Origin of the sequence: Tenacibaculum sp. MEBiC06402, from assembly GCF_049239625.1 — a bacterium.
Classification (GTDB): domain Bacteria; phylum Bacteroidota; class Bacteroidia; order Flavobacteriales; family Flavobacteriaceae; genus Polaribacter.
This window is the reverse complement of record NZ_JBMKKT010000094.1, coordinates 109,595-122,215: the sequence shown is the minus strand read 5'-3', so window position 1 is coordinate 122,215 and position 12,621 is coordinate 109,595. Positions and strand designations below refer to the sequence as shown.

Sequence of the window (12,621 nt, the reverse complement as noted above, 5' to 3'; positions counted from 1 at the left end):
AGCCTTATTCGTTTTATTGAAAGGAGCAATTGTTTTTCAAATAAAAGCAGTATTTTCGGCGATGAATTTATAGCACTTACAATGAATTATGATGTTGTGATAGTTGGAGCAGGTACAGCTGGTCTAATGTTATCTAGAGAATTAGGAAAACAGAAGGTAAAAACATTAGTTCTTGACAGAAGAAAAGACTTGTTAAACTTTACGTTTAATACGTTAGGAAGTTTTATAAACCTTGATGATTTTGACCTAACGGAGAATGTAGTTGCTCAAAAGATTTCAACTGCAGTTCTGCACACAAAAAACTTCAAAAGAAAATTATCTGGAAATGCATACATCCTTGATAAGAAAAAATTACACGAAGAATTATTAGCTTCTTTAGATTACAATTACATTACCATCCAAAAGGAAATAAATATTGTTTCAATAGAAGAGGATGATAAAAAATTTATCAAATCTGTTATCGATAAAGAAGGTAATAAGTATCAAGGTAAGATTATTATTGATGCCTCTGGAACAGCTGGTGTAATTAGTAAGAAAGTTGGTTTACAAGAAAAAAAAGTAAAACTTGCTACTGGTGTTGAATACAATGTTAAATATTTAGGAAATCCATCAGAAGCACATCTTCTAGCAGGAAAGGATTATGAAGGTGGTTATGGATGGATTTTTCCACTGCAAAATGGAAGAGCAATTTTTGGATTTGGAACATTTGACGACGAGGTAGTAAAGGACTTGAAAAAGAGATTAAATGAAATTTTAGAAACACCAAAAATTAAAAAAATTGTTCAAAAGGATAATGAAAAAGTTGAAGGTGGAAGTATTCCATTAACTCCAGTACTGGATAAATTTGTTTTAAACAATTTAGTCTGTGTTGGAGATAGTGTATCTCAAGTAAATCCTATCGCAGGAGAAGGTTATAAATTCATTTTCGAATCCGCTATCATGGCAAGTAATGCTATCGTGAATGCTATTCAAAATGATGATTTATCACATTTAAATCAATATGAAATTGATTGGAGTAACCGATTCTTAAAAAGTTATAAGCGAGCTAAATTTTCTCAAGATAAACTGTTTAGATATTCAAAGAAAGATTTTTTAATGGACTTTGCGATGCTATTATTAAAACTTAGGTCTGATAAAAGTGTTATAAAATCATTATCTGGAGAATTTGCTTAGTAACATGAGTATTTTTTTCTAACTTCTAATTCAAGTTTAATTTGAATCATCAATACGATTTTAGTTATGCTGAATTAATTTACTCTAAAACTTGAATAATATAGATTCTTCGGATATTGAGTTATTTGATATTAAAAGAATTAAATAAACTTTAAAGTTTATAAGAATGAGCCATATTGTTTAACATGCTATTCATTCTTTTTGAAGATTTAATTTTGTTTTTTTAGTTTTAAAAAATTGATAATCAGTTGACTTTTGTTGTTGATTGATTATTTTTTTATTTTCTTAAAGGTTAAACAAACTCTTTGTTTTATAAGTAGTTAAAAGGGGTTTTTCCTGTATATAACAACCAGAATTTCACTATTTTTAATCTATTAAAAGTTATTCCCCCGTTTCGTTACTTTTTACTAGTAACTATTAAACCTTCTAGACCCTCACTAGAAGGTTTTTAGTTTTTTTTCTTCTATGAGGCAACCTTTTTTTAAATTATGTCGTCTTTATATTTGTAAGACAATTTGAAAAGTCAATAAATCAATTGAAAATAATTTCTTTACATAATTCACAAGCTAGTTTGATTAAAAAAGCTAGTAATAAAAATCGAGAGGCTCAAAAGCAGCTTTTTGATTTGTATTCTCCTAAGATGTTAGGAGTTTGCAGACAGTATGTTAAAGATTTACATCATGCGGAAGAATTAATGTTATCGGGTTTTTTAAAAGTTTTTACCAATTTAAAGATGTATTCAGGTGAAGGAAGTTTTGAAGGTTGGATTCGAAGAATTATGGTAAATACTTGTATAAGTTATTTAAGAAAAAGAAATGTAATTCAATTTACTGATGAAGAATATGTTTTTTCAGATCTAGCCATTGAAAATTTAGAAAATACATCGGTAGAAGATATCCAAAGTTTAATAGATAAACTACCTGAGGGTTATAAAATGGTTTTCAATTTATATGCAATTGAAGGTTACAAGCATTCAGAAATAGCAGTAAAACTAAATATTTCCGAAAGCACATCTAAGTCGCAGTTATTTAAAGCTAGAAAATGGTTGCAAACTAATTATGTTAAAATGAATGAAGTGAGTCATGGAGGAAAATAAGATAGACAATATTATTAGAGAGAAATTTGAAAATAGAGAGTTAACTCCTTCAATTTCTTCTTGGGAACGAATGGAAAACATGCTAGACGATAGCAAAGGTAATTCTAAAAAGAAACGCTTTTATTTTATCAGTGTAGCAGCTAGTATTGTGGTGATTTTAGGTGTTTATTTTGGAATGAATACAAAGCAAATTAAAGAAATTAATAATAAGCCCGTAGAAAATCAAATTATAGTTACAGCTCCGAATGAATCATCTGTTGATGCCATAAAGCCAGAGCCAGAACTGACAACTGTTATTAAGTTTGAAAAAGAGAATCAAGCGGTTGCAATAGTTGAAAAAAATGAAATTCCTAGAAGGAAATCAACTTTGAAAAGTATAAAGAACAAAAATGTATCAGATACGAGAATGTTAGATAAGAGTATTCCTATTAAAGAGATTAATGATGCTGCTGTTGCAGAAACTGATACAAGAATCGTTAAAAATCAGAAGGAGAATAATTATAGAGTAAAAAATGCTCGAATACGCGTAAATGGAGAGGATTTACTTTATGCTGTAACACACTCGCCAAATGAAGTAAAAGAATATTATGCGAATTTAAAATTAGAAAGAAGTGATGTTTTAGATAGTATTAAAATTAAGCTGAAAAAATCCAACTTAAAAATCAAACCAGAGGTAATTCTTGCAGAAGTAGAACGCTCCATTGAGGATGATACTTATCAAGGTAATTTCAAAAATAATTTAGGTAGAAGAATTTCAACAATTATAGTAGCTGTAGCAAACAGAAACAAGTAAGTACTTAGTAAAAGGGGGCCAACCAAAAAAGTTTACATTAAATTTAAAAATTAAAAAAATGATTAAAAGAATACTAATTTTATTAGTGCTTCTAAGCACAATTATTGTCCAATCTCAAGAAAAAACTTTTGAAAAAGAAGTGGCTAAAATTTCTAAAGAGATTGACAGAATTACAAAAAAGCATAAAGATTCGCTTAAAATAAAAGTAAAAGAAATTAATAAAAGATTAGATGCTAAAGAAATTTCTTTCGTTGAAGCAGATGAGTTAAAAAAAGAAGCAGCGGCATATCATGCAAATCAAATTGAACAACTTGTGAGCGTTCAAGAGCAAAAACTTCAGCAATTAGTTCAGGATAAAACGGATGGAAAAATTGCAAGTGAAGAAGAAGAGGATTACGATACATTTACTATCGGAAAAAAAACATTTAAATTTAGAATGTTTGATGATGACGACGAAGACGATGATGATAATTGGTTTAAAAAAAGACGAAGAAGAAACAAAAGAACAACGACACAATTTGTTTTCGCTTTAGGGGTGAATAACGTTTTAGTTGATAATGATTTCGGATCCTTAAACAACTCCAATTATAGGTTTTGGCAATCACATTTTTATGAACTTGGTTTTACTTGGAAGACTCGGTTGTCTAAAGATCCATCAAAGGCCTATTTCAAGTACGGATTCTCTTTTCTTTGGAATAATTTGAGAGCTGATGAAAATAGATATCATGTTGTTAACGGAGATCAAACAGATTTAGTTGTAAACCCTAATCCTTTAACAGAAAGCAGATTGAGACATGTTCAAATGACTTTTCCAATGCATTTTGAGTTAGATTTTTCGAAAAATAAAATTTATTCAGATGAAGAAGTTGTTGATAGAACACATCAAGATGTAAGAATTGGTTTAGGAGGTTTCTTTGGTTTTAAGTTAGGAACAAGACAATACTTAGAATATACTAATCCGCAAGGAGTTAGAGTAGAGGAGGTTCAAAAAAATGATTTCAATACAAATACAATTAATTACGGATTAAGTGCTTACATCGCTTATGAAGGAATTGGATTATATGCTAAATATGATTTAAACCCGTTGTTTCAAAATACTGATATCCGAAACATTTCACTTGGTTTACGTTTCGATATAAATTAGAATTTGAATTAATAAAAAAGAGAACAATTATTGTTCTCTTTTTTTCTTTTCTTCCCATTCTTTTCTTAAATCAGTTGAAAGTATTCCGCTTCCATCATGTCTCCAACCTGGAGGTTTTATCAAATATTGAAATCGGTTATAAATTGATGTTTTGTTGCTTACAACATCCTTTATCATATTATACCATTCAATAAAAGCCACTTTTACAGGGTTATGCGTTTCAATATTTTTAACTAATCCATAAACAGGTTTTTCAACTTCAGGCTCAAAAGTTCCGAAAATTTTATCCCAAATAATAAATATACCAGCATGATTTCTATCCAAGTATTGTGGGTTTGTAGCATGATGAACCCTATGGTGACTTGGAGTATTAAATATTGCCTCAAACCATTTTGGTAGCTTAGTTATCAATTCTGTATGAATCCAATACTGATAAAGTAAGCTGATGCTCATTTGTACGAGTACCATTACTGGATGAAAACCAAGAATAATTAATGGTAACCAGAAGATAAAAGTATAAAAACTACCCGTCCAGGTTTGACGTAAAGCAGTACTCAAATTATATTTTTGAGATGAGTGATGCACTACATGGCTCGCCCAAAATAATCTACTTTCATGTGCAATTCTATGATTCCAATAGTACACAAAGTCTTCGGCAAATAATAAAATTAACCATGCCCACCAGGTAAAAGGAATTGTAAATGCTCTAAATTGGTAAAGCCAAAGAAATAAAGCTAAAGTGATTCCTTTGGTAAAAAGGCCAATAGCTACATTGCCTAATCCCATTGTAATAGAGGTGATTGCATCCTTAAATTCATAATCTTCGAGTTTCACCTTAACAGTTAAAATAGCTTCAATAATTACAGTAATTACAAAAACTGGAATGGCGTAATGAATTAAGTTAGGTATTTCGGGAATTTCCATATGAAAGGGTTTTGTGAACGACAAGATACTAAAATTGAAAAATAAAGCAAGTTTATTATGTTTTGATGATAAAAACTAGTATATTTGCACGCTTAAAAATAAAATAATAATTATGAATCATTACGAAACTGTTTTCATTTTGAATCCCGTTTTATCTGAAGGTCAGATAAAGGAAACAGTAAAAAAGTTCGAGGACTATTTGGTTTCTAAAGGTGCAGAAATGATCCACAAAGAGGATTGGGGGCTTAAAAAATTAGCGTATCCTATCCAAAAGAAAAAAAGTGGTTTCTATCACTTATTTGAGTACAAGGTAGCTGGTGAAGTTATCTCTCCGTTTGAATTAGAGTTTAGACGTGACGATAGCATTATGCGTTATTTAACTGTAAAGTTAGACAAACATGCTGCTGCTTGGGCTGAAAAGAGAAGAGAACGAGTTAAATCTGCAAAAAAGTAATCAATTATGTCATCAATTGAACAACAAGCAAAAGGAAACAAGCAAGGTGAAGTACGTTACTTAACTCCGCTTGACATTGAAACAAAAAAGGAAGCTAAATACTGTCGTTTCAAAAGAAATGGTATTAAGTATATCGATTACAAGGATCCTGATTTTTTAATGTACTTAGTAAACGAGCAAGGTAAGATTTTACCAAGACGCTTAACAGGAACTTCATTAAAATATCAACGTAAAGTTGCACAAGCTATTAAAAGAGCTCGTCACTTAGCTTTAATGCCATACGTTGGTGATATGTTAAAATAATAAAGAAGTAGAAACATGGAATTGATATTAAAACAAGACGTAGAAAATTTAGGTTTCAAAGATGACGTAGTAACTGTTAAGAATGGTTATGGGCGTAACTACCTAATTCCTCAAGGATATGCAGTTTTAGCTACTACTTCTGCTAAGAAAGTATTAGCTGAGAACTTAAAGCAACGTGCTTATAAAGAAGCTAAATTAGTTGAAGATGCTAACAAAGTAGCTCAAACTATTAAAGGTTATGAATTAAAAATTGCTTCTAAAGTAGGTTCTGGTGATAAATTATTTGGTTCTGTTGGTAATGCTGACGTTGCTGATGCTTTAGCAAAACAAGGAACTGAAATTGAAAAGAAATTTATCAAAGTTACTGGAGGTACTGTAAAGAGATTAGGAAAATATAATGCTGCCGTTCGTTTACATAGATCTGTAGTTGCAGATATTACTTTTGAAGTAGTAGCTGAAAAATAATAGACAATATTATTGTTTTTATTAAGAAGCACATCTTTAGGATGTGCTTTTTTTGTATCACAATTTGACTATTCTGTATACATTTTAAATAAAGGGTGTTTTTCCTGATAGATAAGTCTAGTATTTATTGATATTTGTATCAACTTACATACTTTATATAATTTTTAGGGGATTATAAATTATATATAAAAAAAACTCTGATTATCAATCAGAGTTTTTTTATTTAAAGTACTATTTCTTGATTTTTTACAATATCATCAAAGGTTTCTCTTTTACGAATAAGATAATCTTTTCCGTCATGAATCATAACTTCTGCTGGCCTATATCTGGAGTTATAATTTGAAGCCATTGAGAAACAATATGCACCAGCGTTGGAGAAGCAAAGTACATCTTCTTCTCTAATTTCATTAATTCTCCTGTTTGTTCCAAATGTATCTGTTTCACATATATAACCAACGATACTATAAAAACGTTCTCTTCCTTTCGGGTTCGATAGATTTACAATTTTGTGATAAGAACCATAAAACATTGGTCTTATTAAATGATTTAAACCACTATCAACTCCTGCGAATACGGTAGACGTTGTTTGTTTAATAACATTTACAGATGCAAGAAAATAACCAGCTTCACTTACTAAGAATTTACCTGGTTCAAACATCAAAGTTAAATCTTTACCGTATTCTTTGCAGAAATCATTAAATCGTTTTGATAAATGCTTTCCTAAATCTTCAATATTAGTTGAGATATCTCCTTCTTTATATGGAACTTTAAATCCACTACCAAAATCAATAAAATCTATATTTTCAAACTGTTTAGCAACGTCAAATAAGATTTCTGTAGCCATTAAAAATGTATCTACATCTAATATATCAGATCCTGTATGCATATGAATACCATTGATATGCATTCCTGTGTTTTCTACAACTCTTTTAATATGAGGTACTTGATGAATTGAAATACCAAATTTTGAATCTATATGACCAACTGATATTTTTGAGTTTCCTCCAGCCATTACGTGAGGGTTAATTCTAATACAGACTGGTATTTCAGGATGTTTTTGTCCAAATAACTCTAAAATAGAAAGATTATCAATATTTATTTGAACTCCGAGTTTAGCAACATCTTCAATTTCTTTTAAAGAAACACCATTTGGAGTATAAATAATGTTTTTTGGTTCAAAACCAGCAATTAATCCAAGTTTTACTTCTTGTATTGAAACTGTATCTAAACCACTACCTAGTTGGTTAAAGACCTTTAAGATATTCACATTAGATAAGGCTTTAACCGCATAGTTAATCTTTACATTTTTTACTTTAGAAAATGCTTTTGTGATGCGTTTATATTGACTAGTTATTTTTTCGGTGTCATACACATACAAAGGGCTATCATATTTTTTAGCCAGTTCTAAAAGTAAATCTCTATTCATATTTTTTAATTTAAAGCGCCAAATTTAGTTGATACTAAAAGGAAAAAAAATTGAATAATAGAATATAACACAATTGTAATTTGTGTAAAATACTATACGACTTGATTATATTAACAAAAAAACAACGAATTCACTTGTTTTATTCATGCTACAACTGTTATATTTGCTACGAAATGAATATCAATTCGTTATTAGTTATTGATTTTATTTTAATGGGAGGTTAATTAAAAACTCCGGCCTTAGGCCGGAGTTTTTTCATTTTGAGATATTTAGATTTTTTTATTTAAATTTTTCAGTCACCTTTTCTGCAATACCTACAATTACTTCAGTTGCCTTCATAATTGATTCTACAGGAACATATTCGTATCTACCATGAAAATTATGTCCACCAGCGAATATATTTGGACAAGGTAAGCCTTTGTAGGAAAGTTGAGAACCATCGGTTCCACCTCGTATTGGTTTAATTAATGGAGTAATTCCCATATCTTTCATTACTTCTTCAGCAATGTCAACAATATACATAACCGGTTCAACCTTTTCTTTCATATTGAAATATTGATCTTTAATTTCAACATCAATAGCATCTTTACCTATTTGCTCATTAATTCTTTTTGCAGTTTCTATCATTAACTCTTTTCGTTCATTGAAAAGATTCATATCATGATCTCTAATGATATACTTCAGTATCGTTTGCTCAACTTTTCCTTCCATAGAGTGTAAATGGAAAAAGCCTTCATAACCAGAGGTTTTTTCTGGAACTTCGTTTTCAGGAAGAGCTTTTATAAACTCACTCGCAATGGTCATTGAGTTTACCATTTTACCTTTGGCGTATCCTGGATGTACTATTTTTCCATTTATGGTAACAACAGCTCCAGCTGCATTAAAGTTTTCGTATTCTAATTCACCAATTTGACTTCCATCCATCGTATACGCCCATTGAGCTCCAAATTTTTCAACATCAAATAAGTGTGCTCCTTTACCAACTTCTTCATCAGGTGTAAAACAAATTCGAATCTTTCCGTGCTTAATTTCAGGATGTTGAATTAAGTACTCCATCGCTGAAACAATTTCAGTTACACCAGCCTTATCATCAGCGCCGAGTAATGTTGTTCCATCAGTTGTAATAATGGTTTGACCCTTATATTGCAATAAATCTTCAAAATAAGAAGGAGATAAAACGATGTTTTCCTCTTTGTTTAAAATGATATCCTCACCATTATAATTTTCATGAATTTGAGGGTTCACATTAGCTCCGGTAAAATCTGGACTTGTATCAATATGAGCAACAAAGCCAATGGTAGGAACTTCATAATCTATATTACTCGGAAGTGTTGCCATTAGATAACAATTTTCATCTAATTCTACATCTTCCATACCAATATCTTTTAGTTCTTGTTCTAGAACTCGAGCTAAATTCCATTGTTTTTCGGTACTAGGAAATGCTGGGTTATTCGGGTCAGATTCTGTATCAATAGTTACATATTTAACAAATCGGTCTATAATATGCTGTTTGTTCATTTGTATAATTTTAAAGTTCAAAAATAAGTTATTTCAAACGTATTTTGTCTATCAAATTTATAGCTTTACATAAGCGCTGATCGACAAGGGAATCTCCATATATTTCTGTTTTAATATGCATAAACCCTAGATTAGCTTTTGTAAAAACATTTAAAAGGTGATAAGTGTATTTTCCTTTTTTACCTTCGACATAATTGTAGAAAGCATCATTATTCAAAAACTTTATTTGTTTAGAAATGAGTTCATTCAATTCTCCTGACTTATTCTCATTTTTAATTTTAGCAATGAACTCACTATCAATTTCAATGGGGTTTAGAATAAACGAAGCATCAATAATCACTGTTTCTTTGATACTAACTGTTGTGTCTGCTGTGTAAATTGAAGAAACAGCATCGTCGTAATATAAATTTGTTTTCCAGTGCTTTGGAACTTCAAACGTAAAGTTTTTCTTAAAGTCTGTTACCTCTTCCAAATTGGTAAATTCTGGAGAAGTACATTTAAATTCTTCTGAAAGTTTATTTGATTTACATGAACTAACAGTTAGCAACGCAATTAGTAATAAAGTGTAATAAAATCTCATAAATTCTTTTGTTCTGTATAAGCGATTAACAAATCTACAACATAGCTGTAAGATTCAATTCCTTTAGATTGATTATTTGCTTTTAAATAAGAGTTATAACCTTTTTTAAGATAAGGCTCGATAGGGTTTTCATATTGTTTCCAGAAATCGTAATTATCTTTTAGCTCTTTTCTAATGCCTTTATTAATTTTAAACCAAAATTCTTTGTATAATTCAGGTTCTCGTTTCCTTAGCTCTCTTATACAATAGCGTAAAGCCATTCGATAGCCAGAATAGTTGAAATAAATATCGTTACTTGAAATACTTGCCAAAAATCCAACGAAATTAGCTTCGTTTTCTGCAGACCAACCTATTTGATGTGCAACTTCGTGACAAGCCGTTGAGGGCATTCCTGCTTTTGGAATCATACTATTTATTTGTGCTTCTCCTGTAATTGGATTTAAATACCCAGATGTTCCGTTATAGGATTGAAATAGACTTACAACAGAGCTTTTTATAGATTCGCTTTTATAATTAAGTTGTGGGAACTCGTTGCTTAAGTTATCATAAGCATCCTTTACATTATCATAAATTTCTGAGTTAGAATAAGGAACATTAACTTTTATAGTGTCATTACCTGTAATTTTAACCTGTATATCATTCAGCTTTTTAAGAAAAAAAACGGTAACAGTTTTTAGTTGTTCAGTTGAATATTGAGAAGATTGTAACTGCAATTTTTTAGCTAATGGTTCACGAAAGTAATTGAGACCCCAAAAAGAATAAAAACAAAAGTAAAGAATAGATAAAAAAGCAGTTAATCGTATCAGTTTTTTAGTTAAATTACGAAATCTGTTTTTGAATAGTTTGTAGATTTCAAATACAAGTAAACAAATTAAAATCAGACCAATAATATCTCCTACGGAGAAAGGTAACCAACCAAAGATTAAGCGAAAGAAGCGTGATACATAAGGATATATCCCAGTAGAATAATAACGCTCAACAAATTGTGGATTTTTACTAATTAAATTCACAAAAACCACCTGAAAAGGCAATAAAATAGCAATAAAAACAGTTTTTTTAGTAGGTTTCATTGTACCAAAAATAGGAAGATATAATGTTATTAACAGACTAATAACAATTTTGTTTACATTTTTGTGAAAAAAGAAAAACCAAAGAAGCTAGTATAATTATCAATGAAAAATTTACTTTTGCCCATATGGAGAGAACGCAAAGTTTAAGAGGAACAAGGATCGATAAATCTAGAATAATAAATTTAGAAAAAGGAAAGTTACCACCACAGGCATTAGACTTAGAAGAAGCTGTTTTGGGAGCGATGATGATTGATAAAAAAGGTATCGATGAAGTGATTGATATTTTGCATCCAGAAGCTTTTTATGATAAGCGTCACCAAGAAATTTATGCAGCCATTTATGCATTGTTTCAGAATTCAGAACCTATTGATTTAAAAACTGTAGCGCACAGATTACGAAGTGAAGGAAAACTAGAAATAGCTGGTGGTGATTTTTACCTTATAAACTTAACGCAGAAAGTAGCCTCTTCTGCACATATTGAGTTTCACTCTAGAATTATTCTTCAAAAATATATTCAACGTAGATTGATTTCTATTTCTTCCGAAATTATTGAAAGTGCTTATGATGAAACCACAGACGTTTTTGATTTATTAGACGAAGCCGAAGGGAAATTATTTGAAGTTACACAAGGAAACTTAAAGAAAGGAGCAGAAGGAGCAGGTTCTTTAGTTCAACAAGCAATCAATAAAATTCAGGAAATTTCGAACCAAGAAGGAATGAGTGGTTTGGCTACTGGATTTACAAAGTTAGATGCATTAACTTCAGGTTGGCAACCAACGGATTTAATTATTATTGCGGCGCGTCCTGGTATGGGAAAAACGGCATTCGTAATTTCTATGGCCAAAAATATGGCGATTGATTTTAATCATGCTGTAGCTGTATTCTCATTAGAGATGTCATCTGTACAGTTAATTACACGTATGATTTCTTCTGAAACAGGTTTAACATCTGAGAAGCTTCGTAAAGGAAACTTAGAACCACATGAATGGGAGCAATTAAATGTGAAGGTGAAAAAGCTTTCTGACGCACCTATTTTTATTGATGATACTCCTGCATTATCTATTTTTGATTTAAGAGCAAAAGCACGTCGTTTAGTGTCTCAACATAATGTTCGAATTTTAATTATTGATTACTTGCAGTTAATGACTGCAGGTGGAGCAGGAGGAAACCGTGAGCAAGAGATTTCTACGATTTCTCGAAACCTAAAGGCTTTAGCAAAAGAATTAAATGTTCCTGTAATTGCTTTATCTCAGTTATCACGTTCGGTTGAAACTAGAGGAGGAAGTAAACGTCCTTTATTATCCGATCTTCGTGAATCTGGAGCGATTGAGCAGGATGCGGATATTGTATCGTTTATTTTCCGTCCAGAATATTATGGAATGACAGAATGGGATGATGATGATCATACACCATGTGAAGGTCAAGGAGAATTTATCGTAGCAAAACATCGTAATGGTGGATTGGATAATATTCGTTTAAAGTTTACAGGTCACTTAGCAAAATTCTCAGATTTAGAGGAAGGATTTAGCAGTGAATTCCAATCTAGTATGAACTCTTTTGCTTCAGATAGTTTACCTTCAGCAGAAGATGCATTCGGATCACCAGAACCATCTCAAGATGATTTTAATGATGATGTTCCATTTTAATCGATAAAACTATTCTTAAAAATATATTA

The 12,621-nt window shown here is 30.6% G+C and carries 13 protein-coding genes; 8 read left to right on the top strand and 5 right to left on the bottom strand.

The genetic code is table 11. From position 1 onward, the window contains the following. The first annotated feature begins 81 nt into the window (after positions 1–81). From ACOSP6_RS07505 to ACOSP6_RS07490, 4 genes are all read left to right on the top strand, one after another. Positions 82–1,173 (top strand): lycopene cyclase family protein, encoded by a 1,092-nt coding sequence (locus ACOSP6_RS07505; protein ID WP_422093631.1) that lies wholly within the window; start codon positions 82–84, stop codon positions 1,171–1,173. A 535-nt stretch (positions 1,174–1,708) separates the two neighbouring features. Beyond that, on the top strand, positions 1,709–2,269 hold the full coding sequence (locus ACOSP6_RS07500) for an RNA polymerase sigma factor (RefSeq protein ID WP_422093632.1): 561 nt from the start codon (positions 1,709–1,711) through the stop codon (positions 2,267–2,269). Next, on the top strand, positions 2,256–3,062 hold the full coding sequence (locus ACOSP6_RS07495; protein WP_422093633.1) for a hypothetical protein: 807 nt from the start codon (positions 2,256–2,258) through the stop codon (positions 3,060–3,062). The genes ACOSP6_RS07500 and ACOSP6_RS07495 overlap by 14 nt, the downstream gene beginning before the upstream one ends. A gap of 58 nt (positions 3,063–3,120) precedes the next feature. After that, on the top strand, positions 3,121–4,206 hold the full coding sequence (locus ACOSP6_RS07490) for a hypothetical protein (RefSeq protein WP_422093634.1): 1,086 nt from the start codon (positions 3,121–3,123) through the stop codon (positions 4,204–4,206). Positions 4,207–4,233: 27 nt separating this feature from the next. On the opposite strand, the gene ACOSP6_RS07485 is transcribed toward ACOSP6_RS07490, so the two are convergent. Next, a complete protein-coding gene (locus ACOSP6_RS07485; protein WP_422093635.1) occupies positions 4,234–5,130 on the bottom strand; it encodes a sterol desaturase family protein in 897 nt (298 codons plus the stop codon). 112 nt (positions 5,131–5,242) lie between these two features. Here ACOSP6_RS07485 and rpsF point away from each other — a divergent pair, with 112 nt between their 5' ends. From rpsF to rplI, 3 genes are read left to right on the top strand one after another with little or no spacing between them, the layout of a single operon-like run. Beyond that, the gene (gene rpsF, locus ACOSP6_RS07480) at positions 5,243–5,584 is read left to right on the top strand and encodes a 30S ribosomal protein S6 (protein WP_100924834.1); all 342 of its coding nucleotides are present in this window, start codon (positions 5,243–5,245) and stop codon (positions 5,582–5,584) included. A 3-nt stretch (positions 5,585–5,587) separates the two neighbouring features. Continuing rightward, positions 5,588–5,887, top strand: coding sequence for a 30S ribosomal protein S18 (gene rpsR, locus ACOSP6_RS07475; RefSeq protein WP_198517162.1), 300 nt, complete (start codon positions 5,588–5,590; stop codon positions 5,885–5,887). Between the two features lie 15 nt (positions 5,888–5,902). Continuing rightward, positions 5,903–6,352: a 50S ribosomal protein L9 gene (rplI, locus tag ACOSP6_RS07470; RefSeq protein ID WP_422093636.1), complete on the top strand. Its 450-nt coding sequence runs from the start codon at positions 5,903–5,905 to the stop codon at positions 6,350–6,352. 223 nt (positions 6,353–6,575) lie between these two features. Here the strand turns inward: rplI and lysA are convergent, their stop codons facing one another. The 4 genes from lysA to ACOSP6_RS07450 all read right to left on the bottom strand — a co-directional run bounded on the left by lysA (position 6,576) and on the right by ACOSP6_RS07450 (position 10,946). Continuing rightward, positions 6,576–7,778, bottom strand: a complete 1,203-nt coding sequence (gene lysA, locus ACOSP6_RS07465; protein WP_422093637.1) for a diaminopimelate decarboxylase — start codon at positions 7,776–7,778, stop codon at positions 6,576–6,578. 279 nt (positions 7,779–8,057) lie between these two features. Next, positions 8,058–9,296, bottom strand: a complete 1,239-nt coding sequence (gene pepT, locus ACOSP6_RS07460) for a peptidase T (protein WP_422093638.1) — start codon at positions 9,294–9,296, stop codon at positions 8,058–8,060. A 28-nt stretch (positions 9,297–9,324) separates the two neighbouring features. Further along, on the bottom strand, positions 9,325–9,876 hold the full coding sequence (locus tag ACOSP6_RS07455) for a hypothetical protein (protein WP_422093639.1): 552 nt from the start codon (positions 9,874–9,876) through the stop codon (positions 9,325–9,327). Beyond that, positions 9,873–10,946 (bottom strand): DUF3810 domain-containing protein, encoded by a 1,074-nt coding sequence (locus ACOSP6_RS07450; RefSeq protein WP_422093640.1) that lies wholly within the window; start codon positions 10,944–10,946, stop codon positions 9,873–9,875. The genes ACOSP6_RS07455 and ACOSP6_RS07450 overlap by 4 nt, the downstream gene beginning before the upstream one ends. A gap of 125 nt (positions 10,947–11,071) precedes the next feature. Between ACOSP6_RS07450 and dnaB the strand changes: the two genes are divergently transcribed. Beyond that, a complete protein-coding gene (gene dnaB / locus ACOSP6_RS07445) occupies positions 11,072–12,592 on the top strand; it encodes a replicative DNA helicase (RefSeq protein ID WP_422093641.1) in 1,521 nt (506 codons plus the stop codon). The last annotated feature ends 29 nt before the right edge of the window (positions 12,593–12,621 follow it).

Bases quoted from the DNA above. Each gene is read 5' to 3' on its own strand.
- rplI (WP_422093636.1), top strand. From the start codon at position 5,903: ATGGAATTGATATTAAAACAAGACGTAGAAAATTTAGGTTTCAAAGAT.
- ACOSP6_RS07485 (WP_422093635.1), bottom strand. From the start codon at position 5,130: ATGGAAATTCCCGAAATACCTAACTTAATTCATTACGCCATTCCAGTT.
- ACOSP6_RS07455 (WP_422093639.1), bottom strand. From the start codon at position 9,876: ATGAGATTTTATTACACTTTATTACTAATTGCGTTGCTAACTGTTAGT.
- pepT (WP_422093638.1), bottom strand. From the start codon at position 9,296: ATGAACAAACAGCATATTATAGACCGATTTGTTAAATATGTAACTATT.
- ACOSP6_RS07450 (WP_422093640.1), bottom strand. From the start codon at position 10,946: ATGAAACCTACTAAAAAAACTGTTTTTATTGCTATTTTATTGCCTTTT.
- rpsF (WP_100924834.1), top strand. From the start codon at position 5,243: ATGAATCATTACGAAACTGTTTTCATTTTGAATCCCGTTTTATCTGAA.
- lysA (WP_422093637.1), bottom strand. From the start codon at position 7,778: ATGAATAGAGATTTACTTTTAGAACTGGCTAAAAAATATGATAGCCCT.
- ACOSP6_RS07495 (WP_422093633.1), top strand. From the start codon at position 2,256: ATGGAGGAAAATAAGATAGACAATATTATTAGAGAGAAATTTGAAAAT.
- dnaB (WP_422093641.1), top strand. From the start codon at position 11,072: ATGGAGAGAACGCAAAGTTTAAGAGGAACAAGGATCGATAAATCTAGA.
- ACOSP6_RS07505 (WP_422093631.1), top strand. From the start codon at position 82: ATGAATTATGATGTTGTGATAGTTGGAGCAGGTACAGCTGGTCTAATG.
- ACOSP6_RS07490 (WP_422093634.1), top strand. From the start codon at position 3,121: ATGATTAAAAGAATACTAATTTTATTAGTGCTTCTAAGCACAATTATT.